This is a genomic window from Variovorax sp. M-6, from assembly GCF_052114385.1.
Classification (GTDB): domain Bacteria; phylum Pseudomonadota; class Gammaproteobacteria; order Burkholderiales; family Burkholderiaceae_C; genus Variovorax.
Genome location: NZ_JBFREQ010000003.1, coordinates 57,367 through 82,383 on the forward strand (window position 1 = coordinate 57,367; position 25,017 = coordinate 82,383).

Consider the following 25,017-nt stretch of genomic DNA (forward strand, 5'->3'; position numbering starts at 1 on the left):
GTTCGATGCCATGACGCCATCTCCTCCCTCCGAATTCGTGGTGCTGCACCTCGGGCTCGGCTCCTTCCATCGCGCGCACCAGGCGGTGTACCTGCAGCAGCTGATCGACGCCGGCGACACGCGCTGGTCGATCACCGGCGCCAACCTGCGGCCCGACATGGCCGAAGTGGAATCCGCCCTGCGCGCTCAGGACTGCCGCTACACGCTGGAGACCGTGTCTCCGGCCGGCGACTACCGCTACCAGCGCATCGCAGCGATCCGCGAGGTGCTGCCCTACGAGACCAGCCTGGCGGCGGTGATCGCCCGCGGTGCCGAGCCGCGCACCCGCGTGATCTCGTTCACGGTGACCGAGGCCGGCTACTACCTCGACCCGCAGGACCGGCTCGACGCCACGGCTCCCGACATCGCCGGCGACCTCGAACGGGCGCGCCGAGGCATCGCCGGCGGCACGATCTACGGCGCGGTCTGCGCCATTCTGCGGGCGCGTCGGGCCGCGGATGCGGGGCCGGTCACGCTGCTGAACTGCGACAACCTGCGCCACAACGGGGACCGCTTCCGCAAGGGCCTGATCGAGTTCATCGAACGCGCCGGCGAGAGCGGGCTGCTCGACTGGGTGCGCACCCACACGAGCAGCCCGAACGCGATGGTCGACCGCATCACGCCGCGGCCGCCGCCCGAACTGCGCCAGCGGGTGCGCGACGCCACCGGCTGGGACGACGCCGCGCCGGTCACCGGCGAGAGCTTCATCCAGTGGGTGATCGAGGACCGGTTCATCCACGGACGGCCCGACTGGGGTCGCGTCGGCGTGCAGCTGGTCGATTCGGTCTCGCCCTACGAGGAAGCCAAGATCCGCATCCTCAATGCCAGCCACAGCGCAATCGCCTGGGCCGGCACGCTGGTCGGACTGCAGTACATCCACGAAGGCACGCACACCGCCGCCATCCGGCGCATCGCCTTCGACTACGTCACGGACGACGTGATCCCCTGCCTGGACCGGCCGGGGCAACCGAGCCCGGTCGACCTGCCCGCCTACCGCGACGTGGTGCTCGATCGCTTCGGCAACCCGGCCATCCGCGACACCAACCAGCGGGTGGCGATGGACGGCTTTTCGAAGATCCCGGGATTCATCGCGCCGACGGTGCGCGAGCGCCTGGCGCGCGGCGAAGGCATCGCGAGCGTAGCGATGCTGCCGGCCCTGTTCCTGGCCTTCCTGCAGCGCTGGCACCTGGGCACCCTGCCCTACGCCTACCAGGACCAGGGCATGGATGAAGGCGTGGCGCATGCGATCTGCACCGCGGCCGACCCGGTGGCGGCGCTTTGCGCCGACCGCGGGCTGTGGGGAGACGCGGCCGGCGATGCGCGGCTGGTCGACGCGATGCGCAACGCCGCCGCACGGGTCCGGCCATTCATCCAGGGAGCCACTCCATGACCGATCGTCTTGCGCAACGCCATGTCCTGATCACCGGTGCCGGCGGCGGCATCGGGCTCGCGATCGCCGAAGCCTGCCTGGCCGAAGGCGCGCGCTGCACGCTGGCCGACCGGTCGGCAGCGCCGTCCGATGGTGTCGCACGGCTGCAGCGCAAGCATCCCGCGGACGTGGCCTACGTGGGAGTGGACGTCAGCGACACGGCCACGGTGGGCGGCATGCTCTTCGCGGCGCAGGCGGCGCACGGAGAGATCCACACGCTGGTGAACAACGCCGCGGTCTTCGAGATGGCGCCGCTGCTGGAGAGCGACGAGGCCTCCTTCGACCGGCTGTTCGCGGTCAACGTCAAGGGCCTGTTCTTCACCATGCAGCGCGTGCTGCAGCACATGGTCGACACCCGCGTCACGGGCGGCTCCGTCATCAACATGGCCTCGCAGGCCGGCCGACGCGGCGAGGCGCTGGTGTCGCACTATTGCGCGACCAAGGCCGCCGTCATCAGCTACACGCAGAGTGCCGCGCTGGCGATGGCGCCGCACGGCATCCGGGTCAATGCGATTTCGCCGGGCGTGGTCGACACGCCGATGTGGAACCACGTCGACGCGCTGTTCGCGCGCTACCAGGGCCTGCAGCCGGGCGAGAAGAAGCGCCAGGTGGGGCTCGAGGTTCCGCTGGGGCGCATGGGCACGCCCGCGGACATCGCCGGTGCGGCCGTGTTCCTGGCCAGCGACGAGGCACGCTACATCACGGCGCAGACGCTCAACGTCGACGGTGGTAACGTCATGAGCTGAAGGTTCATGGGAAAGGACCGCCTCATGTCATCCCCGCGCCAACGCCATCTGCCCCGCGACCGGAAGCCCGAACTCGAGCGCGACATCACGCGTTCGCCCTCGCTGGGCTACGAGGCGCCCGAGGACACCGGCCTCGTGCGCTGCCTCGCGCACGGCTTTCCGAGCCCGCTGGTGCGCTGGCATTTCCACGAAGAGTACGAGCTGCACCTGATCACCGAGACCTCGGGCCGGGCCTTCGTCGGCGACTGGATCGGGCCCTTCCATCCCGGCCACCTGGTGCTGTGCGGGCCGCGCCTGCCGCACAACTGGATCTCGCTCGACGTCCCCGAGGGCGGCGCCAACGGCCGCGACCGCGTGATCCAGTTCCGTCACGACCCGATCGAGCGCGCAGCCGCCGACATCCCCGAATTGCGCGAAGCGCTGCAGCTGCTCGCGCGGGCCCGCCACGGCATCGAGTTCTTCGGTTTCGGGGAGCGTGCGCTGGCGCACTGGGACGCGATCAAGGCCGCGCGCGGACTGCAGCGGCTCGCGCTCTTCCTCGAATACCTGGCCGAGCTCGCGCACTGCAGCGACTACCGCCTGCTCTCCAACGTCCAGATGCAGGGGGTCGAAGGCGACACCGAGGTCGACCAGGTCAACGTCATCGTCAACCGCATCACCGCCAACCTGGCCGAGCCGGTGGCGATGGCCGACATCGCGAGCGAACTCGGCATGAGCGAGAGCCGCTTCAGCCGCTTCTTCAAGCGCTCCACCGGCAACAGCTTCACCGATTTCGTCAACCGCGTGCGGATCAACAGCGCCTGCCACCTGCTGATGCAGACCGATCACTACGTGACCGACATCTGCTACCAGGTCGGATTCAACAACGTGGCCAACTTCAACCGCCGCTTCCTCGAGATCAAGGGCATGACGCCGACCGAGTTCCGGCGCCAGAGCGACAGCCGATTCGGCAGCCTGGCGTCATGAGCCCCCACGCTCCGTCACTTCGTGTATTCGCTGCCCCTCGAGGGGGCCACAGGCCGCCTTGGGGCGGCCCGGCGCCGGCCTGACCAGCGAGCGCGGCATGTACCTCGGCCTCGATCTCGGGACCTCGGAGCTGAAGGCGCTGCTGCTGGACCGCAACCATCGCATCGTCGCGCTGGCCCGTGCGCCCCTGGAAGTGGACCGGCCGGCGCCGCTGTGGTCCGAGCAGCCGCCTTCCCGATGGTGGGAGGCGCTGGAAGCCGCCATCGCGGATCTGCGCCGGGGCCATGCCGACGCGCTGGCCCAGGTCCGGGCGATCGGACTGTCGGGCCAGATGCACGGCGCAGTCGCGATCGACGCGGCCGGCGAGGTGCTGCGACCGGCGATCCTCTGGAACGACGGCCGCAGCGCGCCGCAGTGCGAGGCGCTGATGGCGCAAGTGCCTGACCTCGGCGCGATCGCCGGCACGCTCGCGATGCCGGGCTTTACCGCGCCCAAGCTTCTGTGGATGCGCGAGCACGAGCCTGAGCTTTTCGCGCGCACCGCCTGCGTGCTGCTGCCGAAGGACTGGCTGCGCTACCGGCTGAGCGGCACGCGGGCGAGCGACATGTCGGACGCCTCGGGCACCCTGTGGCTCGACGTCGCGGCGCGCGACTGGTCCGACGCGCTCCTGGCCGCGAGCGGGCTCAGGCGCGACCACATGCCGCGGCTGGTCGAAGGCAGCGAACCGGCGGGCGCCCTGAACCCCGGACTGGCGGCCCGCTGGGGCCTCGCGGCCGGCATTCCGATCGCCGGCGGTGGCGGCGACAACGCGGCGAGCGCGGTCGGGATGGGACTGGTCGGCGCCGGACAGGGCTTCGTGTCGCTCGGCACCTCGGGCGTCATCTTCATCGGCGGCGAGCGCTTCGAGCCCGATCCCGGGCGGGCGGTCCACGCCTTCTGCCATGCGCTGCCGGGCCGCTGGCACCAGATGTCGGTGATGCTGTCGGCGTCGAGCGCCGTCAGCTGGGCCGCGCGCAGCTTCGGCCTCGGCAACGAGGCCGCGCTGCTGGCCGCGGCGGCGAGCCTCGACGCCAAAGGCCGCCAGCGAGCCCCGCTGTTCCTGCCCTATCTCTCCGGCGAACGTTCGCCGCACAACGACCCGGGTGCGCAGGGCGTGCTGTTCGGCCTGACGCATTCGCACGGGCCGGCCGAGATCGCCTACGCGGTGGTGGAAGGCGTGAGCTTCGGGCTGCGCGACGGGCTGGACACGCTCGCCAGGCCCTCGGGCGACCTGTTGCTGGTCGGCGGCGGCGCACGCAGTCGCTGGTGGGCCCAGTTGCTGGCGGACATCCTCGACGTGCCGCTGGCTGTCTGCGCTGGCAGCGAGGCCGCGGGTGCCGTGGGCGCCGCCCGCCTCGCCTGGCTGGCGGACGGCGGATCGGAAGCCGTGGTCTGCCCGGCTCCCGCCGTGCTGCAGCGCTTCGAGCCTGCGGCGGGCGTTGACGCCACCCGCCGTACCCGCTTCAAGGCGCTGTATGAGGCGTTGGATTCCTGCTTCCCCTAGCGTTCACCCAACTGCCCATAGGAGGTGCGCAGGCCCGCATAGTCGGTCGGCCCGCTGCTTTCCGGCGGATTCCCGGTTGCCGACAGCCAGGCCGCGATGCTCGGCAGCCGCCGATCGAAATAGTGCTGCAGGCGCGGCCAGTTGCCCGCATCGGTGTGGCCCTCCGTGATTTCGAGCGCCTCGACCGCGATCGTCCGCAGGCTGGTCACCATGGCGAGCGAGCGGCCGTCCAGCAGTTGCAGCGTCACTTCGCGGCCCTGGGCCAGGATCTCGTCGAGGATGCGCCGGTGCACGGCATAGTCGGCCCAGCTGCGCTTGACGCAGGCGTCGTTCAGTTCGCGGAATACCCAGTGCATGTTGGTGGCGAACATCGCCGCCACCTGGCCGGCCTGGTCGAGGCTCAGCCTGGAAGCCCCGACCTGCAGCCGGACCGCCCAGAAGAGGGCCGCGAGCACGCCCAGGGCCTGCACCCAGGCGGCCCATTCGGCCGCGGTCGCGGGGCGGTAGAACCAGCCCACGATCCCCAACGCCACGCCGCCGGCGGCAATCGCCGCGCCAAGTTTCCGCATGGTCAGGCGCTCATCCGAACGGACCTTCCTTGCCAAACAGCTTCCGAATCGCCGCCACGCCGGCCACCAGGGCATTTGCATAGGTCGAGTGCGGATCGGTCGCCGCCTCGATCGGCAGATAGGGAAGAACTTCGTCCATCACGTAGTCGGTAGCTTCCAGCAATACCCAATAGAACTCGCCCTCTTCGAGTTCTTGCACGGTCAGCGCGATATTCCGCAATTGCGACATGGAGTTAGGAGGGTTTCGAATGGTACGAAGCGATCCTATTCAGGCCCGACTACAACACCTAGTCACAATTTCACGAATCGTTGCAAATGTGACTAGTCGTAATTAAAAGCGCAAACGTTCAATGCGCCAAACGTGGATTAGTGCCCTGTTTACAAATTCCAACAAGATTTGCCTACAACTCTTGTATCCGCATCGGCCTAAGCTCAAGGTTCCAATCCACTGCGCGGAGGAGCCATGAAGCATTTCACCCTGGACCCCCACATGACCGCTTCGGTCGGCGGCGCCTTCTATCCGACGGGCCACAGCTTCGTGATGTTTCCCGACGCCAAGGACGCCAGTGGCGTGGGCCACCGGCTGCTGGACAACGGTTTCAGCGGCGACGAGATCTATCTGATTCCGCCCGAGGTGGTGCTCGATCAGATCACGCCCACGGTGCGCGAGACGGACAGCACCTTGCCATCGGCCGGCACCGACGCCGCCACGGTCCGCGCCTACACCAAGCTGGCGCGCGAAGGACACACCGCCCTGCTGGTCAGGACCAGGGACGAGGCCGCCGCGAACCGGCTGATGGACCAGGTGCGCACCGTGCCGTTCTCGATCGCGCAGCGCTATCGCATGCTGGTGATCGAGGACCTCTAGGGGCCCCTACGCGTCGGCGGCCCGCAGCAGCACCGTGCGGGCCATCGCCTGCGCCAGTTCCTGCTCGCCGAGACACACCGTGACGGCATCCTGCTGCGTGAGCAAGCGGGCTTCATCCTCGTTGTGGCTGCGGATCACGGTCTCGATCGCCGGGTTCAGCGTGCGCGCCGCCTCGATCATCTGCCGCACGTTCATCGCGTCGGCAGTGGCGATCACCAGCACGCGGGCGCGGGCGATGTGGGCCTGGATCAGCACCGACGGATCGGCGGCGTCTCCCCACACGGCGGCCATGCCCTCTGCGCGCAGCTTCTCCACGATCGCGCGGTTCTGTTCCGCCACCACGAAGGGGATGTCGTGCGCCGACAGCGCGGCGGCGATGCGCCGGCCGACCCGGCCGTAGCCGACCAGCACCACTTGCCGGGACAGGTACCTGGCCTCGGTGTGCATCGGCAGCTCGGCCAGCGGGTCGTCCCTCGACGCCAGTCGGCGCGCGAAGGATGAATGCGCGTGCAGCCATTGCTGCAACGGCTCGATCAGGCTGAACCACAGCGGATTGGTGGCGATGGAGATCAGCGCGCCGGCCAGCAGCAGGCTCTGCCCTTCGGGCGGCAACAAGCCGAGCGAACCGCCCAGCGCCGCGAGGATGAACGAGAACTCGCCGATCTGGGCCAGGCTCGCGCTGACCGTGAGCGCGGTGCCCAGCGGATAGCGCAACAGCAACACCAGCGCACAGGCAGCGACCGACTTGCCGACCACGATCACGAGCACCACGGCCAGCACCTGCAGCGGCCGATCGATCAGCACGGACGGGTCGAACAGCATGCCGACCGAGACGAAGAACAGCACGGCGAAGGCATCGCGCAACGGCAGCGATTCCTGCGCCGCGCGGTGGCTGAACTCCGACTCGCGCATCACCACGCCGGCGAAGAAGGCGCCGAGTGCGAACGAGACGCCGAACAGCGCCGCCGAGGCGAAGGCGATGCTGACCGCCGCGGCCACCACGCAGAGCGTGAACAGCTCGCGCGAATTGGTGCGCGCCACCTGCCACAGGATCCACGGGAAGACCCGCCGTCCGACCACCAGCATCAGGAGCACGAAGCCGCCGACCTGCAGCAGCGTGAGGCCCAGCGTCTGCCAGACCGGCGGGCCGGCGGCGGCCGCGGCGGCGCCGCCCAGCGCCCCGGCCAGCGGCGGCAGCAGCACCAGGACCAGCACCATCGCCAGGTCTTCCACGACCAGCCAGCCGATCGCGATGCGTCCGGTGAACGATTCGAGGATGCCCAGGTTTTCGAGCGCGCGCAGCAGCACGACCGTGCTCGCCACCGACAGCGCCAGCCCGAACACCAGCGCACCGCCCGGACTCCAGCCCCACCAGGTCGCGAGCGCGGCACCGAACAGTGTCGCCACCGCCATCTGGACCAGCGCGCCGGGCAGCGCGACCTTGCGCACCGCGAGCAGGTCGTCCAGCGAGAAATGAAGGCCGACCCCGAACATCAGCAGCATCACGCCGATCTCCGCCAGCTGCGCGGCGATGCCCGCATCGGCGACAAAGCCCGGCGTGAACGGCCCGATGATCACGCCCGCCAGCAGGTAGCCGACCAGCGCCGGCAGCCGCAGCCGCGTCGCCAGGAAGCCGAGCACCAGCGCGAGGCCGAGGCCGGCCGCGATGGTATTGATCAGTGAAACGCTGTGGGGCATCGCCTTGCATTCTGCAAGAACGACGCCAGCGCCAGGCTCAGGTGGCCATCTTTTCGGTACGGGCGTTGATCAGTTCCTCGGGCTCCTGGGCCTCGACCCAGGTCTCGTTGTTGAGCCCGGCCTTGAGCCGCACCTCGTCGAGCTCGTCGGTCCACTTGGCGACCACGAGGGTGGCCACGCCGTTGCCGATCAGGTTGGTCAGCGCCCGGGCCTCGGACATGAAGCGGTCGATGCCGAGGATCAGCGCCAGCCCCGCCACCGGCACATGGCCCACCGCCGACAGCGTGGCCGCCAGCACGATGAAGCCGCTGCCGGTGACGCCGGCGGCACCCTTCGATGTCAGCAGCAACACGCCGAGCAGCGTGACCTGCTGCACCAGCGTCATGGGCGTGTTGGTGGCCTGGGCGATGAAAACGGCCGCCATCGTCAAGTAGATCGAGGTGCCGTCGAGATTGAACGAGTAGCCGGTCGGGATCACCAGGCCGACCACGGTTTTCTTGGCGCCGAGGTTTTCCATCTTCTCCATCATCCGCGGCAGCACCGATTCGGAGGACGAGGTGCCCAGCACGATCAGCAGCTCTTCCTTGATGTACTTGATGAATTTCCAGATGCTGAAGCCGTGCAGCCGCGCGATGGTGCCGAGCACCACGAAGATGAACAGCAGGCAGGTCAGGTAGAAGGTGCCCATGAGCTTGCCGAGCTGGAACAGCGAGCCGATGCCGTACTTGCCGATCGTGAACGCCATCGCGCCGAAGGCGCCGATCGGCGCCAGCTTCATGATGTAGTTGACGATCACGAACAGCACGTGCGAGCCCTTCTCGATGATGTCGAAGACCAGCGTGCCGCGGCCCCCGAAGCGGTGCAGCGCAAAGCCGAACAGCACCGCGATCAGCAGCACCTGCAGGATCTCGCCCTTGGCGAAGGCATCGACCAGCGTGCTGGGGATGACGTGCATCAGGAAGTCGACCGTCCCCTCCATCTTGCCCGGCCCCGTATACGCGGCCAGCGCCCGGGTGTCGAGCGACGCCGGGTCGATGTTCATGCCGGCGCCGGGCTTGAAGACGTTGACCAGCACCAGCCCGACCACCAGCGCGATGCTGCTGACCACCTCGAAATAGAGCAGCGCCAGCCCGCCGGTCTTGCCGACCTTCTTCATGTCCTCCATGCCCGCGATGCCGACCACCACGGTGCAGAAGATGATCGGCGCGATCAKCATCTTGATCAGCTTGATGAAGGCRTCGCCGAGCGGCTTCATGGTTTCGCCGACGGACGGGTAGAAATGCCCCAGCAGCACGCCGATGATCACGGCCGTGATCACCTGCGCGTAGAGGGAGCGGTAGATCGGAAGCTTCCTGGCCGGCGGGACCGGCATCGATGTGGGGGTCATGCGGGGATCTCCTGGGTGTGTTGCGTTGGAATGGGAGACAGAAGCCGTCGAAGGCACCGCGCAAATGAAAAAACCCGCCGTGGCGGGTTTTTTCGTGGGCTTTTCCGGGTGGGCGCCTCAGTGCATGTGAAGCCCACCATTGACCGAAAAGTCGGCCCCGGTGGAATAGCCGCCTTCGTCGGTCGCCAGCCAGGCGATGATCGACGCGATCTCGCTCGGCTCGCCCAGCCGCTTGACCGGGATCGTGGCGACGATCTTGTCGAGCACTTCCTGGCGGATCGCCTTCACCATGTCGGTGCCGATGTAGCCCGGGCTCACGGTGTTGACGGTCACGCCCTTGGCGGCGAGCTCCTGCGCCAGCGCCATCGTGAAGCCGTGCATGCCGGCCTTGGCGGCCGAGTAGTTGGTCTGGCCGGCCTGGCCCTTGGCGCCGTTGACGGAGCTGATGTTGATGATCCGGCCCCAGCCCTTGTCCACCATGTCGCCCACGACCTGCTTGGTCACGTTGAACATGCTGTTGAGGTTGGTCTCGATCACCGAGCTCCAGTCCTCCGGCGTCATCTTGAGGAACATGCGATCGCGCGTGATGCCCGCGTTGTTGACCAGCACGTCGATGCTGCCGTGTTCCGCCTTGGCCTTGGTGAAGGCCTCGACGGTGGACTGCCAGTCACCGACATTGCCGACCGAGGCATGGAACTCATAGCCCTCGGCCTTCTGCTCCGCCAGCCATTTGGCGTGGTCTCGGGTGGGGCCGCAGCCGGCGATGACGGTGAACCCGTCCTTGGCCAGGCGCTGGCAGATGGCTGTTCCGATGCCCCCCATGCCCCCGGTGACGTATGCGACTTTTTTGCTCATGAAGATTCCTTGATGTAAGCGAGCCTGAACAGGCATTGTTCACTTTATAGAAGTTTCTAGCCAAGGCCCGATCAGGAAAACACTGAGCCTTGATTGCAACCGGGTGTCACAAGCCGTCCATATACTGGTTCGATGTCTTCCATCGCGTTGAATCGGATCGCCAAGTCATGGGGCGAAAGCACTGCCCTGCACGCGGTGGACCTGCAGATCGAGCCGGGTTCGTTCTGCGTGCTGCTGGGTCCTTCGGGCTGCGGCAAGTCGACCACGCTGCGCATCGTCGCCGGGCTCGAGACCGCGACCGCCGGCCAGGTGCTGATCGACGGCCGCGACGTCACCGCGCTGCCGCCGGCCCAGCGCGGCATCGCGATGGTGTTCCAGAACTATGCGCTGTTCCCGCACCTGAGCGTGGCCGACAACATCAGCTTCGGCCTCTCGGTGCGCAAGACCCCGGCGGCGGAGAGCGCGCGCCGGCTGCGCGAGGCCGCGGCGCTGCTGGGCCTCGGGGCGCTGCTGGAGCGCAAGCCCTCGCAGCTTTCGGGCGGCCAGCAGCAGCGGGTGGCCCTGGGCCGCGCGCTGGTGGCGCAAGCCAAGGTCTGCCTGATGGACGAGCCGCTGTCCAACCTCGACGCCCAATTGCGCCAGGACATGCGCCGCGAGCTGCGTGACCTGCAGCGCCAGCTCGGCCTCACGGTGGTTTACGTCACGCACGACCAGACCGAGGCGATGAGCATGGCCGACCAGGTGGTGCTCCTGAACCAGGGCCGGGTCGAACAATCGGGCATGCCGCGCGAGCTCTATGCGCGGCCGGCCACCACCTTCGCGGCCCGCTTCATCGGCACGCCGCCGATGAACCTGGTGGCGCTGGAGGACGGCCGCATCGCCGGCAGCGACGTCGCCACCGGCCTGCGGGCCGCCACGCTCGGCGTCCGGCCCGAGGCCATCGCGCTCGATGCCGCAGGCATCCCGGCCACGGTGCAGAGCGTGGAGTATCTGGGCGCCGACCTGGTGCTGCGCTGCGCCGTGGGAAGCCAGGCGCTGCTGGTGCGCACCACCGGGCAGCACCGGGCGGACCCGGGCGACCGGGTCGGCCTGCGCTGGGCGCCGCAGGACGCGCACGGCTTCGACGCCGGCGGCAAGCGCATCGATTGAGATTTCATCCAAAGGAAAGAACCACCATGCAACGGAAGACCTTCATTCAGACACTGGCCCTGCCCCTGATGGCCGCCAGCGGCCTGCTCGCCGGCACCGCGAGCGTTCACGCGCAGGCGCCGGTGGAGCTCCAGTTCTACTACCCGGTGGCCGTGGGCGGCCCGATCGCGAAGACGATCGACGGCTTCGCGGCCGGCTTCATGAAGGAGAACCCCGGCGTGAAGGTGTCGCCGATCTACGCCGGCACCTACCAGGAAACCATCGTCAAGGCGCTGACCGCGCACAAGTCGGGCACGCCGCCCGTCACCTCGGTGCTGCTGTCGACCGACATGTTCACGCTGATCGACGAGGACGCGATCGTTCCCTTCGACGATTTCGTGAAGACCGCCGACGACAAGGCCTGGCTCGCCGGCTTCTACAAGGCCTTCATGATGAACAGCCAGACCGGTGGCAAGACCTGGGGCATCCCGTTCCAGCGCTCGACCGTGGTCATGTACTGGAACAAGGAGCTGTTCAAGGAAGCCGGCCTCGACCCGAACAAGCCGCCGACGACCTGGGCCGAACTCAAGGACGCAGCCGCCAAGCTCACGAAGAAGGACGCCAGCGGCAAGGTCACGCAGTGGGGCGTGCAGATCCCGTCGAGCGGCTTCCCCTACTGGCTGTTCCAGACCCTGACCACGCCGAACGATGCGATCCTCGCCAACGAGGCCGGCACCCAGGTCAAGCTCGACGACCCGAAGGTGATCGAGGCGCTGCAGTACTGGGTCGACCTCGGCAAGGCCGGCATCCACCCGCCGGGCGTGGTCGAGTGGGGCACGACGCCGAAGGACTTCTTCGAGAAGAAGGCCGCGATCATCTACACCACCACCGGCAACCTGACCAACATCAAGGCCAACGCCAAGTTCGACTTCGGCGTCGGCATGATTCCCGGCAACAAGCGCAAGGGCTCGCCCACCGGCGGCGGCAACTTCTACATCTTCAAGAAGTCGACGCCGGCGCAGCAGGACGCCGCGTTCAAGTTCGCCAAGTGGATCACCCAGCCCGAACGCGCCGCGCAGTGGAGCATGGACACCGGCTACGTCGCGGTCTCCCCGGCCGCCTACGAGACCGACACGCTGCGCAAGTACGGCCGCGACTTCCCCGCAGCGCTGGTGGCGCGCGACCAGTTGCCGGTGTCTGTCGCCGAGTTCTCCACCCACGACAACCAGCGCGTGACCAAGGCCCTGAACGACGGCCTCCAGGCCGCGCTGACCGGCAGCAAGACGCCCGCGCAGGCGATGCAGGACGCGCAGCGCGAAGCCGACCGCATCCTGCGCTCGGTCAAGTAGACCGGGGCGCCCGCCACGCCATGACGCAACACGGCAGCATCGCCTCGCGCAACGCCGTCCATGCGTGGCTGCTGCTGTTGCCGGCGCTGCTGCTGCTGGTCGCGTTCACGCACTGGCCGGCGGTATCGACGCTGGTCGACAGCTTCTTCTCGACACCCAAGGGCAAGCGCCCGGGTGTCTGGGTCGGGCTCGAGAACTACGCGGTGATGACCAGCGACCCGGTGTTCTGGAAGGCGGTGCGCAACAACCTCTGGTTCGCGGGCGCGACGATTCCGCTGTCGATCGCGCTGGCGCTGGTGATGGCGCTGTGGGTCAATGAGCGCATCGCGGGCCGCGCCTTCCTGCGCATGGCCTATTTCACGCCGACCGTGCTGCCGATGATCGCGGTGGCCAATATCTGGCTCTTCTTCTACACGCCGCAATACGGCCTGCTCGAGCAGATCACGGGCGCGCTCGGCCTGCCCTCGCACAACTGGCTCGGCAGCCCCTCGACCGCGCTGGGCGCGGTGACGCTGGTCGCGATCTGGAAGGAAGCCGGCTTTTTCATGATCTTCTACCTGGCGGCGCTGCAGACGCTCAACCCGAGCCTGCGCGAGGCCGCGGCGATCGAGGGCGCCTCGCGCTGGTACTTCTTCCGCCGGGTGCAATGGCCGCTCTTGATGCCGACCACGCTGTTCGTGCTGGTCAACGCCTTCATCAATGCCTTCCGGATGGTCGACCACCTGTTCGTGCTGACGCGCGGGGGGCCGGACAACGCCTCGATCCTGCTGCTTTATCACCTCTACGAGGTCGGATTCAGCTTCTGGGACACGGCCTACGCCTCGGCGATCACGGTGGTGCTGGTGGTGGTGCTGGCGGGCATCGCGCTGTTCCAGTTCTTCGTGCTCGACAGGAAGGTTCACTACAAATGAGCGCCGCCGCTCCGGCCCAGCGCCTCGCCTACAACGAGCCCACGCTGCTCGACACGCTGGCCGCATGGCTGCTCGCGCTGCTGTGGATCCTGCCACTCGCTTATGCGGTGTGGACCGCCTTCCATCCGGCCGAGTACTCGACCCGCTTCGCGCTGCTGGCACCGCTCACGCTCGACAACTTCCGCCGCGCCTGGGAGGCGGCGCCCTTCGCGCGCTACTTCCTCAACACCACCCTGCTCGTGACCATGGTGCTGGCGGTGCAGCTCGTGCTGGGCACGCTGGCGGCCTATGCCTTCGCGCGCTACGAATTCAGGGGCCGCGGCATCGCCTTCGCGCTGGTGCTGGTCCAGCTGATGATCATGCCGGACATCCTCCTGGTCGAGAACTACAAGACCATGGCCCGGCTCGGCCTGGTCGACACCTTGCTGGCCATCGGGCTGCCCTACTTCGCCTCGGCCTTCGCGATCTTCCTGCTGCGCCAGACCTTCCTGGGCATCCCCAAGGAGCTTGACGAGGCCGCCCGGGTCGAAGGCGCCAGCGCCCTGCAGATCCTGTGGCGCGTCTACGTGCCGCTGGCCCGCCCGGTCTACACCGCATTCGCCCTGGTGTCGGTAAGCTTTCACTGGAACAATTTCCTCTGGCCGCTGATCATCACGAACAGCGTCAATGCGCGGCCGCTGACGGTCGGGCTGCAGGTGTTCTCCTCGGTCGACCAGGGGGTCGACTGGTCGGTGATCACCGCCGCCACCCTGATGACCTCGGCGCCGTTGCTGATCGCTTTCCTGCTCTTTCAGCGTCAGTTCGTGCAGAGCTTCATGAGGGCCGGCATCAAATGAAACTCGTGACCTGGAACACCCAGTGGTGCTGCGGCCTCGACGGCGCCGTCAGTCCGCGGCGCATCATCGACGGCGCGCGCGCGATGGCCGACTTCGACGTGCTCTGCCTGCAGGAGATCGCCTCGGGCTTCGAAGGCATGCCGGGCCAGCCCGGCGACCAACCGGCCGAACTGCAGGCCCTGCTGCCGGGCTTCCAGCTGTTCTTCGGCGCCGCGGTCGACGAGTTCGATGCCGACGGCCGGCCGATGCGCTTCGGCAATCTGATCGCCACCCGGCTGCCAGTATCCCGCGTCCAGCATCACGCCCTGCCCTGGCCGGCCGACCCGACCGTGAGCAGCATGCCGCGCATGTGCACCGTGGTCACGCTGACCAGCCCCGAGTTGGGCTCGCTGCGCGTCATGACCACCCACCTCGAGTACTACTCGCCGAGCCAGCGCCTGGCCCAGGCCCGGGCCTTGCGCGCCCTGCATCTGGAGGCCTGCGAGCAGGCCGCGGCGCCGCCGGTCGACCCGCGCGAAGTCTCGCCCTTCCAGGCCAAGCCGCATACGCCGCAGGCGATCCTGTGCGGCGACTTCAACATGGCGGCGAGCGACCCGGCCTACGACGAGATCGTGCAGGCCTTCGTCGACCCGGCACTGCCGGCCGGGGGGACGCCCGCGAGACGGCTGCAGGATGCCTGGCCGCTGGCCCACCCCGAGCGGCCGCACGACCCGACCTTCCGCCTGTTCGACCGCACCTATGGGCCCGACCCGATCGCCTGCGACTTCGTCTTCGTGAGCGATTCGCTGGCGCCGCGAGTGCGAAAGGTCGAGGTCGACCTGCAGACGCAGGTCTCCGACCATCAACCGGTCATGATCGAACTCGGGGACTGATCACTCCCCCTGGATGCCGGCGGCACGGATCACCTTGCCCCATTTGGCGACCTCGGCCGTCAGATGGCTGCGCAGCGCCTCGGGCGTGACCTTGTCCATCGGCACGATCTCCGAGCTCAGATCGGCCAGGCGCTGCTTGACCACCGGGTCCTGCAGCGCCACGCGCAGCGCGGCATTGATCTTGTCGATCACCGCAGGCGGCGTGCCCTTCGGCGCATAGACGCCGTGCCACACGCGCACGTCGAAGCCCTTCAGGCCCTGCTCGTCGAGCGTCGGGATGTTCGGCATGCTGGACAGTCGCTTGGGCGTGGTGACGCCGAAGACCTTCACCCGGTTGCCTTCCTTGATGACCGGCGCGGTCTGCGTGGTCTGGTCGCACAGCAGGTCGACCTGGCCGCCCATCAGGTCGTTGAGCGCCGGGCCGGCACCCTTGTACGGCACGGACGTGAGTTCGACCCCGATCTGGCTCGTGAGCAGCAGTCCGCACAGCTGCGACACCGCGCCGATCCCGGCATTGGCCAGCGACACCTTGTCCTTGTTCGCCTTCACGTAGGCCAGCARTTCCTGGAAGTTGCCGGCCGGGAAGTCCTTGCGCGACAGCAGCGTCATCGGCACATCCAGCACCTGGCCCACGTACTCGAAGTCCTTCAGCGGGTCGTAGGGGAGCTTCTTGTAGAGCGCCGGCGCGGTCGCCATGCCCATGTGGTGGATCAGGAGGGTGTAGCCGGTCGGCGCCGCCCGCGCGACCCGCGCCGGGGCGATCGTGCCGCCGGCGCCGACGGTGTTCTCGACGATGACCGTCTGGCCCAGCGACTTGCCCATCGGTATCGCCAGCATGCGCGCCACCACGTCGGTGGGGCCGCCGGCCGAATAGGGCACGACCAGGGTCACGGGCTTGTCGGGCCATGTCGCCTGCGCGGCGGCCGGCGCCTGGAGGCCGAGCAGCCCGGTGGCCAGCGAGGCCCAGATCAAGGACTTCAGATTGCTTTGCACGTTGTCTCCCTTTGCGGCCGCAACGGCAGCCGTCCATAGGGATGGTCATCGCTGGCGCGATGACGTGCAATCGGCATTTCCGCAACCGGGCCTTCCGTTTTGCCGAACCCCGCCCGGGTGCCCGGCCCCGCGGCCCTGCCTCACGCCGAAGGTGCCTTGGCCATCGCCGCGACGAGCAGTTCGTCGCGGATGCGCCGGAACAGATCGGCGCCCTTCAAAGCCTCAGCGTTCGATCGTCAGGGCCACACCCATGCCGCCGCCGATGCACAGCGAAGCGATGCCCTTCTTGGCGTTCTGGCGCTGCATCTCGTGCAGCAGCGTCACCAGGATGCGGCAGCCCGAGGCGCCGATGGGGTGGCCGATGGCAATGGCGCCGCCGTTCACGTTGACCTTGTTGATGTCCCAGCCCATCTCGCGGTTCACCGCGCAGGCCTGGGCCGCGAAGGCCTCGTTGATCTCGAGCAGGTCGAGGTCCTGCGGCTTCCAGCCGGCGCGCTGCAGCGCCTTCTGCGAGGCCGGCACCGGGCCCATGCCCATGAAGGCCGGGTCGAGGCCGGTGCTGGCGTAGCTGGCGATGCGCCCGAGCGGCTTCAGGCCCAGGGCGGCCGCCTTCTTGGCGGTCATGACCATCACGGCGGCGGCGCCGTCGTTGAGGCCCGAGGCATTGCCCGCCGTCACCCCGCCGGCCTTGTCGAAGGCCGGACGCAGGCCCGCGAGGCCTTCGGCGCTGCTCTTGCGGTTGATGAACTCGTCCTGCGCAAAGACGATCGGGTCGCCCTTCTTCTGCGGGATGTTGACGGCGACGATCTCGTCCTTGAACTTGCCGGCATCCTGCGCCGCGGCCGCCTTGGTCTGGCTGCCCAGCGCCAGTTCGTCCTGTGCGGCACGGCTGATGTCGTACTTCTTGGCCACGTTCTCGGCCGTGATGCCCATGTGGTACTGGTTGTACACGTCCCACAGGCCGTCGACGATCATCGAGTCGATCAGCTTCCAGTCGCCCATGCGCTGGCCGTTGCGCGAGTTGGGCAGCACGTGCGGCGCCAGGCTCATGCTTTCCTGGCCACCCGCGATGACGATCTCGCTGTCGCCGGTGGCCACGGCCTGGGCCGCCAGCATCACCGCCTTCAGGCCCGAGCCGCAGACGGCGTTGATGGTCAGCGCCGGCGTCTCCTGGGTGATGCCGCTCTTCAGCAGCGCCTGCCGCGCCGGGTTCTGGCCGCTGCCCGCGGTCAGCACCTGGCCCATGATGACTTCGCCGATCTGGTCGCTGCCGACCTTGGCGCGCGCCAGCACTTCCTTGATCACGAGGGCGCCGAGTTCGGTCGCCGGGATGTTGGCCAGCGAACCGCCGAACTTGCCCACGGCGGTACGTGCGGCTGAAACGATGACGATGTCTTCCATGGTGTGCTCTCCGATGCGTGGATTGAAATGACAGAAAGGGTCGAGGGTCAGGCCTTGGCCTTGACGTAGCGGCCCGGCGCCGGCTCGCTCGCCTTGTAGGCGCTGCCTTTGCCATAGGCCTTGGGGGCAGGGATCTGCTTGCCCGCGTGGGTCTTCAGCCAGTCGGACCAGTCGGTCCACCAGCTGCCGGGATGCTCGGTGGCGCCGGCCAGCCATTCGGCCTGCGTTTTCGGCAGCTTGCCGTCGGCGCGGATCCAGTGGCTGCGCTTCTTCTTGGCCGGCGGATTGATCACGCCCGCGATGTGGCCCGAGGCCCCCATCACGAAGCGCTTCTTGCCGCTGAGCAGCTGCGTCGACGCATAGGCGCCACCGATCGGCACGATGTGGTCTTCGCGCGAGCCGTAGATGTAGACCGGCGCCTCGATGGCCCCGAGGTCGACCTGTTCGCCGGCCACGGTCAACGCGCCCGGCACCGCGAGCTTGTTCTCGTGGTAGGTGTTGCGCAGGTACCAGCAGTACATCGGCCCCGGCAGGTTGGTGGCGTCGCTGTTCCAGTAGAGCAGGTCGAACGGTGGCGGCGTCTCGCCCTTGAGGTAGTTGCCCACCACGTAGTTCCAGACCAGGTCGTTGGGCCTGAGGAAGCTGAAGGTGGAGGCCAGCTCGCCGCCCTGCAGCAAGCCGCCCTGCCCCATCTGCATCTCGCGGAACTGCACGAAGTTCTCGTCGATGAAGATGTCGAGCACCCCGGTGTCGGTGAAGTTGAGCAGGGTGGTCAGCAACGTCACCGAGGCGGCGGGTTGTTCGCCGCGTGCCGCGAGCACGGCCAGCGCGGTGCTCAGGATGGTGCCGCCGACGCAAAAACCCAGGGTGTCGATCTGTCCGCCCTTCTTGTCCTGGCCGGTGATCTCCTGGGTCACGTGGATCGCCTTGATGGCGGCGTCCTCGATGTACTGGTCCCAGGTGTATTGCGCCATCGACGAATCGGGATTGCGCCAGCTCACCACGAACACGCGATGCCCCTGCTCCACCGCGTAGCGGATCAGCGAGTTCTCGGGCTGCAGGTCGAGGATGTAGAACTTGTTGATGCACGGCGGGATCAACAACAGCGGCCGCTCGTAGACCTTGGCGGTCAGCGGCTTGTATTCGAGCAGCTGGAACAGCTCGTTCTCGAACACCACCGCACCCTCGGTGGTGCCGACATTGCGGCCGACCTCGAAGGCGCTTTCATCGGTCATGCTCACATGGCCCTGCTGCAGGTCGTGCAGCAGGTTCTGGATGCCCTTGGCGATGCTCTCTCCCTGGGTGTCGAGCGCCTTCTTCTGCGCCTCGGCATTGAAGGCGAGGTAGTTGCTCGGCGCCGAGGCCGCCATCCACTGCTCCACCGCGAAGCGAAGGCGGGAGCGGGTCTTCGCGTCGGCCTCGACCGCATCGGCCATGCCCATCAGGGTGCGGGCATTCAGCAGGTAGATCGCCGCCGAGAACGACGAGACCGGGTTGCTGCCCCAGGCCGCGCCGGCGAAGCGCTTGTCGGCGCCGGCCTGGGCCGCGAAGCCGTTGTGCCAGAGCTCGGAAGCTTCCTTGACGTATTGCTCCTGCAACAGTCGGAGCTTGTCGCCGGACATGGAGAATCTGGGCATGTTCCAGGGCGCGCCCGCCGGCCGGGTTCCCGAAGCGCCCAGCGCCTGGAAGGATTCGAGCGCTTTCTCCCATCCCTGCGTGAGTGCCTGCTGAAACGGCGCGAAAGTCTCGGCCCCGGCGGCCTGTGTGTATGTCATGGTGTCTCCTGCTGCCTCGCCTCATGGGAACGGGATTTGAGTATGCTGTATTCGCAGGGGCCCCACCAGTGCGGCCCGCCATACCTTCCTGAAAACATCGTCTATGCACCTCGTCGTGATCGCCTGGCTCTATGTTGCGCTGATGATGGCGGTCGCAGAGGCCACCAACACCACCGGAACCGTGCTCGGCGCGGTCTTCACCTTTCTACTCTATGGGCTGCTGCCGGTGGCCCTGGTGGTTTACCTGATGGCCACCCCGGCACGGCGCCGCGCGATCAAGGCACGCGAAGCGGCCGAGCGCGAGGCCGCGATACAAGCCGCCAGGACCGCTTCAGACACGCCAGAGGCAGGCGGCGAAACGGCCGCTGACCCGGTCGCGACGGTGCGAGAAAAAACGTAACGGGTTGTGCACGGTGCACCAGGCTTCGCTGCTGTCGTTGCCGTGAAGCCGGGCGATGCCGGCCGCCTGCAGGCGCTGCCGAGCGAGGCCTGCGAGGTCGGCCATCCATTTGCCCGGCGTGCCGGCCGGCCGGAAGCACGCACCGGCCGCCGGCGAGCCGGCTTCGAAGGCGGCCCGGACCTCGTCGCCGACCTCGAAGGCATCGGATCCGATGCAGGGGCCGAGCCAGGCCATGACGTTCGAAGCGCCGCCCTCGGCCTCGAAGGCCTCGACGGTGCGCTCGAGCACGCCCGCCGCCAGCCCGCGCCAACCTGCATGCGCAGCCGCCACGCGACGGCCGTTTTCATCGGTGAACAGCACCGGCAGGCAGTCGGCGACCATGATCGTGCAGGCGATGCCGCGTTCCGTCGTCGTGCAGGCGTCGGCGCTGGCGCCGTCGACGCTTTGCGCATCGAGGCTCAGCACCTGGGTGCCGTGCACCTGCTCCAGGAACACCGGCCGAGCGCCAAGGGCGTCCCGAAGGCAGGCCCGGTTGGACTGAACCTTCTCGGGGTCGTCGCCGACGTGGCCGCCAAGGTTCAGTCCCTGGAAGCTGCCGACCGAGACGCCGCCCTCCCGCGTGGTGCATACCGCACGCACACTCGCGGGCGCTGGCCAGTCCGGCACGAGCCAGTCGGGCATGTTCAGGCTTCCGCGTCGGGGCAGTTCGATGGCTCGGCGCGCTGGAAGGCGTCGAGCTGCATGCAGGCGTCGAACGCCGCCATCGTACGCGGCAGGCCGCTGAAGTCGCAGTCGAAGCGCTTGCCGTTGAAGATCTGCGGCACCAGGCAGCAGTCGGCGATGGTCGGCGTGTTGCCGTAGCAGTAGGTGCCGGCCGGATACTGGGCCAGCTGGCGCTCGAAGGACACCATGCCCTCGCGCACCCAGTGCCGGTACCAGGCGTTCTTGGCCTCGTCGTCCAGCTTCAGCTCCCGCACCAGGTACTTGAGCACGCGCAGGTTGTTGAGCGGATGGATCTCGCAGGCGATCGACTCCGCCAGCGCCCGCACATGGGCCCGGCCGACGGGATCGCCGGGCAGGAGCGCGGGCTCGGGCTGGATCTCGTCGAGGTATTCCATGATCGCCAGCGATTGCGTGAAGCGCTCGCCCTCGTCCTCGAGCAGCGGCACCAGCATGTCGGGCGAGATCGCGGCGAAGGGGCCGGTCTTGTGTTCCCCGCGGGCGATGTGTACCGGGATGTAGTCGTAGGCCAGCCCCTTCAGGTTGAGCGCGATGCGCACGCGGAAGGAGGCGGAGGAGCGGAAATAATTGTGCAGCTTCATCATCCGGCTAGCATAGCCGCGCCGCCCCGCGCAGGCCACGACCGGGCAATTCGCCCGGCCGTCTGGCACACTGCTTTTTTCGCTGAAAAGGACGTTTTTCCCCATGGCCTCCGAGTTTGTTTTCCCCCCTCACCCGGTCGTATCGATTCCCGTCGTCGGCCAGACCCCGCGCTTTCCGGTGCACCGGATCTACTGCGTCGGCCGCAACTACGAAGAACATGCCAAGGAAATGGGCTTCACCGGCCGCGAGCCGCCCTTCTTCTTCATGAAGCCGGCCGATGCGGTGGTCGTGGTCGATGCCGGCAGCACCGGCACCATGGCCTACCCGACGCTCACCAAGAACCTGCACCACGAGATCGAGCTGGTCGCCGCGATCGGCACCGGCGGCAAGAACATCGCGGCAGCCGATGCCCACAAGCACGTCTTCGGCTATGCCGTCGGCCTCGACATGACGCGCCGCGACCTGCAGAGCGACATGAAGAAGCAGGGCCGTCCCTGGGACATCGGCAAGAGCTTCGAGCAGAGCGCGCCGATCGGCCCGATCGTGCCGGCCGCTCAGGCGGGTGACATCGAGAACGCCGAGATCTCGGTCCAGGTCGGCGGCGCCGACCGCCAGCGCAGCAACGTGAGCAAGCTGATCTGGAACCTGGCCGAAACCATCGAGCACCTCTCGGCCGCCTGGGAACTCCAGCCCGGCGACCTGATCTTCACGGGGACGCCCGAGGGCGTGGCGGCGGTGGTCGCGGGCGACACGCTGGTCGGAGAAATCACCGGCCTGCCCAGCCTCACTGTCAAGATCATCTGAGCATGAGCCCCCACGCTCATCACTGCGTGTATTCGCTGCCCTCCGAGGGGGCGCAGTCCGCCCTTGGGGGCGGCCCGGCGGGCGGCCTGATGCAATGATCCTGCGCGTCCCCATCAAGCACTGCAAGAACTGCGGCACCGCCGTCGTCTACCGCGTCCCGGACGACGGCGACACCAAGGAGCGCGCGGTCTGCCCGGCCTGCAACACGATCCACTACGAGAACCCGCTGAACGTGGTGGGGACCATCCCGGTGCTCGGCGAGCGCGTGCTGCTGTGCAAGCGCAACATCGAGCCGCGCTGGGGCAAATGGACGCTGCCGGCCGGTTTCATGGAGCTCAACGAGTCCACCGAGCAGGGCGCCGCGCGCGAGACCGACGAAGAGGCCGGCGCCGAATACGAGATGGAAGGCCTGTTCGCGGTCATGAGCGTGGTGCGCGTCGGGCAGGTCCACCTGTTCTACCGTGCCCGGCTGCTGAGCGAGCGCTTCGATCCGGGCCACGAGACGATCGAGGCCCGGCTCTTCGCCGAGGACGAGATCCCGTGGGAAGAAATCGCCTTCCGCACCGTGCGGGAAGCGCTCACGCGTTACTTCGACGACCGGCGCCGCGGCAGCTTCGATCGCGTCCACACGGTGGACATCGTATGAACCGCAGGCTGCAGTGGCAGCTCGTTCTCGGCCTGGCAACGGCGGCAGCGGGCGCCGGGGCCGAACAGGTCGGCGAAGTCGACACCGCGTTCAAGCTCATCGGTCCGGACCACAAGATCGTGGTCGAGGCCTACGACGATCCGAAGGTGAACGGCGTCACCTGCTATGTCTCGCGCGCCAAGACCGGCGGCGTGTCCGGTGCGTTCGGCCTGGCCGAAGACAAGGCCGAAGCCTCGATCGCCTGTCGGCAGGTGGGACCGGTCGGCATGACCCAGCCGCTGCCCCGGCGCGAAGAGGTCTTCAGCGAACGGCAGTCGATTCTGTTCAAGCGGCTGCGCGTCGTGCGCATCGTCGATGCCAAGCGCAACACGCTGGTCTACCTGGCCTATTCCGATCTGCTCATCGACGGCTCGCCGAAGAACAGCATCACCGCCGTGCCTATCGATCGCGCCACGCCGATCCCGCAGAAGTAGCGCGGCGCCCCGGATGAGCAACTGCGCCGCAGGCGTGCCGGGTCGCGTCGATTCATCGCCCGGGCCTGCGCTGCTGCAACCCATGGTCACGCCCTCTCCTTCGACGGCATGCTAAAAATGCGGTCCGGTCGCCACGCCGGGGAACCCTTCGCAGCGATCACGTTCCAAAAATAGCCATGCAAGCCCAGAACACACTTTTTCGCGCCACCGCCATCGCAGCCGTCGCCGTCGCGGCCGCCGCCTTGACGGCCTGTACGACACCCCAGGGCTCGGGCCCGCCCTTCTACCCCTTGCCACCTTCGGGCCAGACGACCCCCCCCACCGCGACGCCGGCACCGAAGCCCCAGGCCATCTTCATCCGGCCGTCGAACGGCCGCACGCTCTCGGGTTTCGACGGCACGCGCAACAAGGGCCTGGACATCGCGGGCAACCTGGGCGATCCGGTGCTCGCGGCGGCCGACGGGCGCGTCGTCTATGTGGGCGGCGAGCTGCGCGGCTACGGCAACATGGTCATCGTCCAGCACAACGACACCTTCCTGACCGCCTATGCCCACACCAAGACCATCCTGGTCAAGGAGAAGGAGGTGGTCCGCCAAGGCCAGAAGATCGCCGAGATGGGCAACAGCGACGCCGACCGCGTGAAGCTGCACTTCGAGATCCGCAAACAGGGCGTGGCGGTCGATCCCGAGCCCTATCTGAACGGGACATTGCGCTAGCGCTGCCCTCAATCGGCGTGTTTGGCGCTGACAGTCCCTAGCCCGACGGCATCCGCTCGAATGCCTGCAACGCAGGATCGATGGTGTCCCACGCCAACCCGCGGACGCCGTAGGTGAGGACCTGCGGCGCGAAGCGGTCAGGGTCGTCCAGGCTGGCCGCGTGGACAGCGATCAGGTCTGGCATCGCGGCGAAGCTCAGGTAGACCGGCGTTCCGCAGACGGGGCAGAAGGCGTGCACCTTCAGGCTGCCGCTGTCGCCCGCGACCTGCCAGTGCGTCGCTTCGCCGGTGATCGTCATCTCGGCGCGCGCGGGAAAGGTCAGGTAGGAGCCGTGCCCGGTGCCGCTGCGCCGCTGGCAGTCGCGGCATTGGCAGTGGTTCTGGAAGACGGGCGCGTGCCTGGTTGCGTAGCGGACCGCGCCGCACGCGCATCCGCCGGTGTAGGGCTGGTTCATGGACGATCCCCGATTCAGGCCGCCTTCGGCTTGGCGAAGACATCGATGCCCTGCCCCGTTTCGAGCAGGGACTTCAGGCTGGAAAGAACGATCGGCCAGCCTTGCTGGATGCCCTTGGCCATCCCGCTGCCGGCCTCGAGTTCGTCGTGGGTGACGGTCAGCCGCACCATGTCCTCGTACGCGGCGACGTCGAAGCTCACGCGGCTGTGGCTGGCCGGATCGTCGGCCTGCGAGGGGCTCGCCCACGTGATGACCAGGCGCGTCGGCGCCGCGACCTCGACGACCTTGCCGACCAGTTGCACCGTGCGCTGCTCATCGGCGCGCACGTGCTCCCAGGTCGACCCGGGCTTCCAGTCGGAGACGTTCTCGTGCCCCCAGTAGCGCCGCGCGATCTCCGGTTTCGTGATGGCCTCGAACACCTTTTCCGGCGTCGAGCGGATGTAGGTCACATAGACGAAGCTGGTCTTCTCTTTGCTCATCGTTGCTCTCCTTCGAGTTGCTTCTTCAGGTCGTGCAGCAGACTGAGCCGCTGACGTTCGAACTTCCGCACCCACCGCTCGTAGACCTCGTGCAGCGGCACCGGGTTGATGAAATGCAGCTTCTCCCGGCCACGCCGGACCGTGCTCACCAGACTGGCCGCCTCGAGCAACCCGATGTGCTGGGTGACCGATTGCCGCGCCATGTCCAGGTGCTCGCAGAGCTCGCCCAGCGTCTGCCCGTTCCGCTCGTACAGCAGGTCGAGCAGCTTTCTGCGCGTCGGGTCGCCCAGCGCCTTGAAAACCTTGTCAGCGTCCATCCGTTGTGTGTGTGCGTGAGGAGATATTATGCAGGCAAAT

At 67.7% G+C, this 25,017-nt stretch carries 28 protein-coding genes; 15 read left to right on the forward strand and 13 right to left on the reverse strand.

Annotated features, from left to right (window positions below; all coding sequences use genetic code 11):
* The first annotated feature begins 10 nt into the window (after positions 1 to 10).
* The 4 genes from dalD to xylB all read left to right on the forward strand — a co-directional run bounded on the left by dalD (position 11) and on the right by xylB (position 4,723).
* A complete protein-coding gene (gene dalD / locus AB4Z46_RS04545) occupies positions 11 to 1,429 on the forward strand; it encodes a D-arabinitol 4-dehydrogenase (protein ID WP_442282293.1) in 1,419 nt (472 codons plus the stop codon).
* The gene (locus AB4Z46_RS04550) at positions 1,426 to 2,214 is read left to right on the forward strand and encodes an L-iditol 2-dehydrogenase (RefSeq protein ID WP_442282294.1); all 789 of its coding nucleotides are present in this window, start codon (positions 1,426 to 1,428) and stop codon (positions 2,212 to 2,214) included. The genes dalD and AB4Z46_RS04550 overlap by 4 nt, the downstream gene beginning before the upstream one ends.
* Positions 2,215 to 2,238: 24 nt before the next feature.
* Positions 2,239 to 3,180, forward strand: coding sequence for an AraC family transcriptional regulator (locus AB4Z46_RS04555; RefSeq protein WP_442282295.1), 942 nt, complete (start codon positions 2,239 to 2,241; stop codon positions 3,178 to 3,180).
* A 97-nt stretch (positions 3,181 to 3,277) separates the two neighbouring features.
* Positions 3,278 to 4,723 (forward strand): xylulokinase, encoded by a 1,446-nt coding sequence (xylB, locus tag AB4Z46_RS04560; protein ID WP_442282296.1) that lies wholly within the window; start codon positions 3,278 to 3,280, stop codon positions 4,721 to 4,723.
* Here the strand turns inward: xylB and AB4Z46_RS04565 are convergent.
* Together AB4Z46_RS04565 and AB4Z46_RS04570 are read right to left on the reverse strand one after the other, a co-directional pair.
* Positions 4,720 to 5,292, reverse strand: a complete 573-nt coding sequence (locus AB4Z46_RS04565; protein ID WP_442282297.1) for a hypothetical protein — start codon at positions 5,290 to 5,292, stop codon at positions 4,720 to 4,722. The genes xylB and AB4Z46_RS04565 overlap by 4 nt on opposite strands.
* A 10-nt stretch (positions 5,293 to 5,302) precedes the next feature.
* The gene (locus tag AB4Z46_RS04570; protein WP_442282298.1) at positions 5,303 to 5,521 is read right to left on the reverse strand and encodes a hypothetical protein; all 219 of its coding nucleotides are present in this window, start codon (positions 5,519 to 5,521) and stop codon (positions 5,303 to 5,305) included.
* Between the two features lie 234 nt (positions 5,522 to 5,755).
* On the opposite strand from AB4Z46_RS04570, the gene AB4Z46_RS04575 reads away from it, so the two are divergent.
* A complete protein-coding gene (locus AB4Z46_RS04575; RefSeq protein ID WP_442282299.1) occupies positions 5,756 to 6,160 on the forward strand; it encodes a hypothetical protein in 405 nt (134 codons plus the stop codon).
* 6 nt (positions 6,161 to 6,166) lie between these two features.
* Here the strand turns inward: AB4Z46_RS04575 and ybaL are convergent, their stop codons facing one another.
* From ybaL to phbB, 3 genes are all read right to left on the reverse strand, one after another.
* Complete coding sequence (gene ybaL / locus AB4Z46_RS04580; protein ID WP_442282300.1) at positions 6,167 to 7,858, reverse strand: YbaL family putative K(+) efflux transporter; 1,692 nt, start codon at positions 7,856 to 7,858, stop codon at positions 6,167 to 6,169.
* 37 nt (positions 7,859 to 7,895) lie between these two features.
* Complete coding sequence (locus tag AB4Z46_RS04585) at positions 7,896 to 9,245, reverse strand: dicarboxylate/amino acid:cation symporter (protein ID WP_442282301.1); 1,350 nt, start codon at positions 9,243 to 9,245, stop codon at positions 7,896 to 7,898.
* Between the two features lie 117 nt (positions 9,246 to 9,362).
* Complete coding sequence (gene phbB, locus AB4Z46_RS04590) at positions 9,363 to 10,100, reverse strand: acetoacetyl-CoA reductase (RefSeq protein ID WP_442282302.1); 738 nt, start codon at positions 10,098 to 10,100, stop codon at positions 9,363 to 9,365.
* A gap of 132 nt (positions 10,101 to 10,232) precedes the next feature.
* On the opposite strand from phbB, the gene AB4Z46_RS04595 reads away from it, so the two are divergent.
* From AB4Z46_RS04595 to AB4Z46_RS04615, 5 genes are read left to right on the forward strand one after another with little or no spacing between them, the layout of a single operon-like run.
* Positions 10,233 to 11,249, forward strand: a complete 1,017-nt coding sequence (locus tag AB4Z46_RS04595; RefSeq protein WP_442282303.1) for an ABC transporter ATP-binding protein — start codon at positions 10,233 to 10,235, stop codon at positions 11,247 to 11,249.
* Positions 11,250 to 11,275: 26 nt separating this feature from the next.
* Complete coding sequence (locus tag AB4Z46_RS04600; RefSeq protein WP_442282304.1) at positions 11,276 to 12,577, forward strand: ABC transporter substrate-binding protein; 1,302 nt, start codon at positions 11,276 to 11,278, stop codon at positions 12,575 to 12,577.
* Positions 12,578 to 12,597: 20 nt separating this feature from the next.
* Positions 12,598 to 13,488 carry a carbohydrate ABC transporter permease gene (locus AB4Z46_RS04605; RefSeq protein ID WP_442282305.1) on the forward strand — a complete coding sequence of 297 codons (891 nt, stop codon included), beginning with the start codon at positions 12,598 to 12,600 and terminating at the stop codon, positions 13,486 to 13,488.
* Complete coding sequence (locus AB4Z46_RS04610; RefSeq protein WP_442282306.1) at positions 13,485 to 14,324, forward strand: carbohydrate ABC transporter permease; 840 nt, start codon at positions 13,485 to 13,487, stop codon at positions 14,322 to 14,324. Before AB4Z46_RS04605 ends, AB4Z46_RS04610 begins: the two co-directional genes overlap by 4 nt.
* On the forward strand, positions 14,321 to 15,196 hold the full coding sequence (locus tag AB4Z46_RS04615; RefSeq protein WP_442282307.1) for an endonuclease/exonuclease/phosphatase family protein: 876 nt from the start codon (positions 14,321 to 14,323) through the stop codon (positions 15,194 to 15,196). Before AB4Z46_RS04610 ends, AB4Z46_RS04615 begins: the two co-directional genes overlap by 4 nt.
* Here the strand turns inward: AB4Z46_RS04615 and AB4Z46_RS04620 are convergent, their stop codons facing one another.
* The 3 genes from AB4Z46_RS04620 to phaC form a co-directional block, all read right to left on the reverse strand.
* A complete protein-coding gene (locus AB4Z46_RS04620; protein ID WP_442282532.1) occupies positions 15,197 to 16,165 on the reverse strand; it encodes a tripartite tricarboxylate transporter substrate-binding protein in 969 nt (322 codons plus the stop codon).
* 246 nt (positions 16,166 to 16,411) lie between these two features.
* Positions 16,412 to 17,590, reverse strand: a complete 1,179-nt coding sequence (locus AB4Z46_RS04625; RefSeq protein WP_442282308.1) for an acetyl-CoA C-acetyltransferase — start codon at positions 17,588 to 17,590, stop codon at positions 16,412 to 16,414.
* A gap of 47 nt (positions 17,591 to 17,637) precedes the next feature.
* Positions 17,638 to 19,365 carry a class I poly(R)-hydroxyalkanoic acid synthase gene (gene phaC, locus AB4Z46_RS04630; protein ID WP_442282309.1) on the reverse strand — a complete coding sequence of 576 codons (1,728 nt, stop codon included), beginning with the start codon at positions 19,363 to 19,365 and terminating at the stop codon, positions 17,638 to 17,640.
* A 103-nt stretch (positions 19,366 to 19,468) separates the two neighbouring features.
* Here phaC and AB4Z46_RS04635 point away from each other — a divergent pair, with 103 nt between their 5' ends.
* Positions 19,469 to 19,765 (forward strand): hypothetical protein, encoded by a 297-nt coding sequence (locus AB4Z46_RS04635; RefSeq protein WP_442282310.1) that lies wholly within the window; start codon positions 19,469 to 19,471, stop codon positions 19,763 to 19,765.
* Here AB4Z46_RS04635 and pgeF read toward each other — a convergent pair.
* Together pgeF and maiA are read right to left on the reverse strand one after the other, a co-directional pair.
* Positions 19,697 to 20,446 carry a peptidoglycan editing factor PgeF gene (gene pgeF / locus AB4Z46_RS04640; RefSeq protein ID WP_442282311.1) on the reverse strand — a complete coding sequence of 250 codons (750 nt, stop codon included), beginning with the start codon at positions 20,444 to 20,446 and terminating at the stop codon, positions 19,697 to 19,699. The two genes, AB4Z46_RS04635 and pgeF, sit on opposite strands and share 69 nt — an antisense overlap.
* Positions 20,447 to 20,448: 2 nt before the next feature.
* Positions 20,449 to 21,087 (reverse strand): maleylacetoacetate isomerase, encoded by a 639-nt coding sequence (maiA, locus tag AB4Z46_RS04645; protein WP_442282312.1) that lies wholly within the window; start codon positions 21,085 to 21,087, stop codon positions 20,449 to 20,451.
* A gap of 103 nt (positions 21,088 to 21,190) precedes the next feature.
* Here maiA and AB4Z46_RS04650 point away from each other — a divergent pair, with 103 nt between their 5' ends.
* The 4 genes from AB4Z46_RS04650 to AB4Z46_RS04665 all read left to right on the forward strand — a co-directional run bounded on the left by AB4Z46_RS04650 (position 21,191) and on the right by AB4Z46_RS04665 (position 23,727).
* Positions 21,191 to 21,892 carry a fumarylacetoacetate hydrolase family protein gene (locus AB4Z46_RS04650; RefSeq protein WP_442282313.1) on the forward strand — a complete coding sequence of 234 codons (702 nt, stop codon included), beginning with the start codon at positions 21,191 to 21,193 and terminating at the stop codon, positions 21,890 to 21,892.
* Between the two features lie 94 nt (positions 21,893 to 21,986).
* Complete coding sequence (locus AB4Z46_RS04655) at positions 21,987 to 22,538, forward strand: NUDIX hydrolase (RefSeq protein WP_442282314.1); 552 nt, start codon at positions 21,987 to 21,989, stop codon at positions 22,536 to 22,538.
* A complete protein-coding gene (locus tag AB4Z46_RS04660) occupies positions 22,535 to 23,011 on the forward strand; it encodes a CreA family protein (RefSeq protein ID WP_442282315.1) in 477 nt (158 codons plus the stop codon). Before AB4Z46_RS04655 ends, AB4Z46_RS04660 begins: the two co-directional genes overlap by 4 nt.
* A gap of 176 nt (positions 23,012 to 23,187) precedes the next feature.
* Complete coding sequence (locus tag AB4Z46_RS04665) at positions 23,188 to 23,727, forward strand: murein hydrolase activator EnvC family protein (protein ID WP_442282316.1); 540 nt, start codon at positions 23,188 to 23,190, stop codon at positions 23,725 to 23,727.
* Positions 23,728 to 23,764: 37 nt separating this feature from the next.
* Here the strand turns inward: AB4Z46_RS04665 and AB4Z46_RS04670 are convergent, their stop codons facing one another.
* From AB4Z46_RS04670 to AB4Z46_RS04680, 3 genes are read right to left on the reverse strand one after another with little or no spacing between them, the layout of a single operon-like run.
* Positions 23,765 to 24,181, reverse strand: coding sequence for a GFA family protein (locus AB4Z46_RS04670; protein ID WP_442282317.1), 417 nt, complete (start codon positions 24,179 to 24,181; stop codon positions 23,765 to 23,767).
* A 14-nt stretch (positions 24,182 to 24,195) separates the two neighbouring features.
* Complete coding sequence (locus AB4Z46_RS04675; RefSeq protein ID WP_442282318.1) at positions 24,196 to 24,660, reverse strand: SRPBCC family protein; 465 nt, start codon at positions 24,658 to 24,660, stop codon at positions 24,196 to 24,198.
* Positions 24,657 to 24,977 carry an ArsR/SmtB family transcription factor gene (locus AB4Z46_RS04680; RefSeq protein ID WP_442282319.1) on the reverse strand — a complete coding sequence of 107 codons (321 nt, stop codon included), beginning with the start codon at positions 24,975 to 24,977 and terminating at the stop codon, positions 24,657 to 24,659. The genes AB4Z46_RS04675 and AB4Z46_RS04680 overlap by 4 nt, the downstream gene beginning before the upstream one ends.
* Positions 24,978 to 25,017: the final 40 nt, after the last annotated feature.

What these genes read in the sequence shown, in the direction of transcription:
- dalD (WP_442282293.1), top strand. Translation starts at nt 11, where the DNA reads ATGACGCCATCTCCTCCCTCCGAATTCGTGGTGCTGCACCTCGGGCTC.
- maiA (WP_442282312.1), bottom strand. Translation starts at nt 21,087, where the DNA reads ATGAAGCTGCACAATTATTTCCGCTCCTCCGCCTCCTTCCGCGTGCGC.
- ybaL (WP_442282300.1), bottom strand. Translation starts at nt 7,858, where the DNA reads ATGCCCCACAGCGTTTCACTGATCAATACCATCGCGGCCGGCCTCGGC.
- AB4Z46_RS04565 (WP_442282297.1), bottom strand. Translation starts at nt 5,292, where the DNA reads ATGCGGAAACTTGGCGCGGCGATTGCCGCCGGCGGCGTGGCGTTGGGG.
- xylB (WP_442282296.1), top strand. Translation starts at nt 3,278, where the DNA reads ATGTACCTCGGCCTCGATCTCGGGACCTCGGAGCTGAAGGCGCTGCTG.
- AB4Z46_RS04570 (WP_442282298.1), bottom strand. Translation starts at nt 5,521, where the DNA reads ATGTCGCAATTGCGGAATATCGCGCTGACCGTGCAAGAACTCGAAGAG.
- AB4Z46_RS04595 (WP_442282303.1), top strand. Translation starts at nt 10,233, where the DNA reads ATGTCTTCCATCGCGTTGAATCGGATCGCCAAGTCATGGGGCGAAAGC.
- AB4Z46_RS04665 (WP_442282316.1), top strand. Translation starts at nt 23,188, where the DNA reads ATGCAAGCCCAGAACACACTTTTTCGCGCCACCGCCATCGCAGCCGTC.
- AB4Z46_RS04615 (WP_442282307.1), top strand. Translation starts at nt 14,321, where the DNA reads ATGAAACTCGTGACCTGGAACACCCAGTGGTGCTGCGGCCTCGACGGC.
- phbB (WP_442282302.1), bottom strand. Translation starts at nt 10,100, where the DNA reads ATGAGCAAAAAAGTCGCATACGTCACCGGGGGCATGGGGGGCATCGGA.
- AB4Z46_RS04625 (WP_442282308.1), bottom strand. Translation starts at nt 17,590, where the DNA reads ATGGAAGACATCGTCATCGTTTCAGCCGCACGTACCGCCGTGGGCAAG.
- AB4Z46_RS04550 (WP_442282294.1), top strand. Translation starts at nt 1,426, where the DNA reads ATGACCGATCGTCTTGCGCAACGCCATGTCCTGATCACCGGTGCCGGC.
- AB4Z46_RS04635 (WP_442282310.1), top strand. Translation starts at nt 19,469, where the DNA reads ATGCACCTCGTCGTGATCGCCTGGCTCTATGTTGCGCTGATGATGGCG.
- AB4Z46_RS04670 (WP_442282317.1), bottom strand. Translation starts at nt 24,181, where the DNA reads ATGAACCAGCCCTACACCGGCGGATGCGCGTGCGGCGCGGTCCGCTAC.
- pgeF (WP_442282311.1), bottom strand. Translation starts at nt 20,446, where the DNA reads ATGCCCGACTGGCTCGTGCCGGACTGGCCAGCGCCCGCGAGTGTGCGT.
- phaC (WP_442282309.1), bottom strand. Translation starts at nt 19,365, where the DNA reads ATGACATACACACAGGCCGCCGGGGCCGAGACTTTCGCGCCGTTTCAG.
- AB4Z46_RS04575 (WP_442282299.1), top strand. Translation starts at nt 5,756, where the DNA reads ATGAAGCATTTCACCCTGGACCCCCACATGACCGCTTCGGTCGGCGGC.
- AB4Z46_RS04680 (WP_442282319.1), bottom strand. Translation starts at nt 24,977, where the DNA reads ATGGACGCTGACAAGGTTTTCAAGGCGCTGGGCGACCCGACGCGCAGA.
- AB4Z46_RS04605 (WP_442282305.1), top strand. Translation starts at nt 12,598, where the DNA reads ATGACGCAACACGGCAGCATCGCCTCGCGCAACGCCGTCCATGCGTGG.
- AB4Z46_RS04650 (WP_442282313.1), top strand. Translation starts at nt 21,191, where the DNA reads ATGGCCTCCGAGTTTGTTTTCCCCCCTCACCCGGTCGTATCGATTCCC.
- AB4Z46_RS04655 (WP_442282314.1), top strand. Translation starts at nt 21,987, where the DNA reads ATGATCCTGCGCGTCCCCATCAAGCACTGCAAGAACTGCGGCACCGCC.
- AB4Z46_RS04555 (WP_442282295.1), top strand. Translation starts at nt 2,239, where the DNA reads ATGTCATCCCCGCGCCAACGCCATCTGCCCCGCGACCGGAAGCCCGAA.
- AB4Z46_RS04610 (WP_442282306.1), top strand. Translation starts at nt 13,485, where the DNA reads ATGAGCGCCGCCGCTCCGGCCCAGCGCCTCGCCTACAACGAGCCCACG.
- AB4Z46_RS04675 (WP_442282318.1), bottom strand. Translation starts at nt 24,660, where the DNA reads ATGAGCAAAGAGAAGACCAGCTTCGTCTATGTGACCTACATCCGCTCG.
- AB4Z46_RS04600 (WP_442282304.1), top strand. Translation starts at nt 11,276, where the DNA reads ATGCAACGGAAGACCTTCATTCAGACACTGGCCCTGCCCCTGATGGCC.
- AB4Z46_RS04660 (WP_442282315.1), top strand. Translation starts at nt 22,535, where the DNA reads ATGAACCGCAGGCTGCAGTGGCAGCTCGTTCTCGGCCTGGCAACGGCG.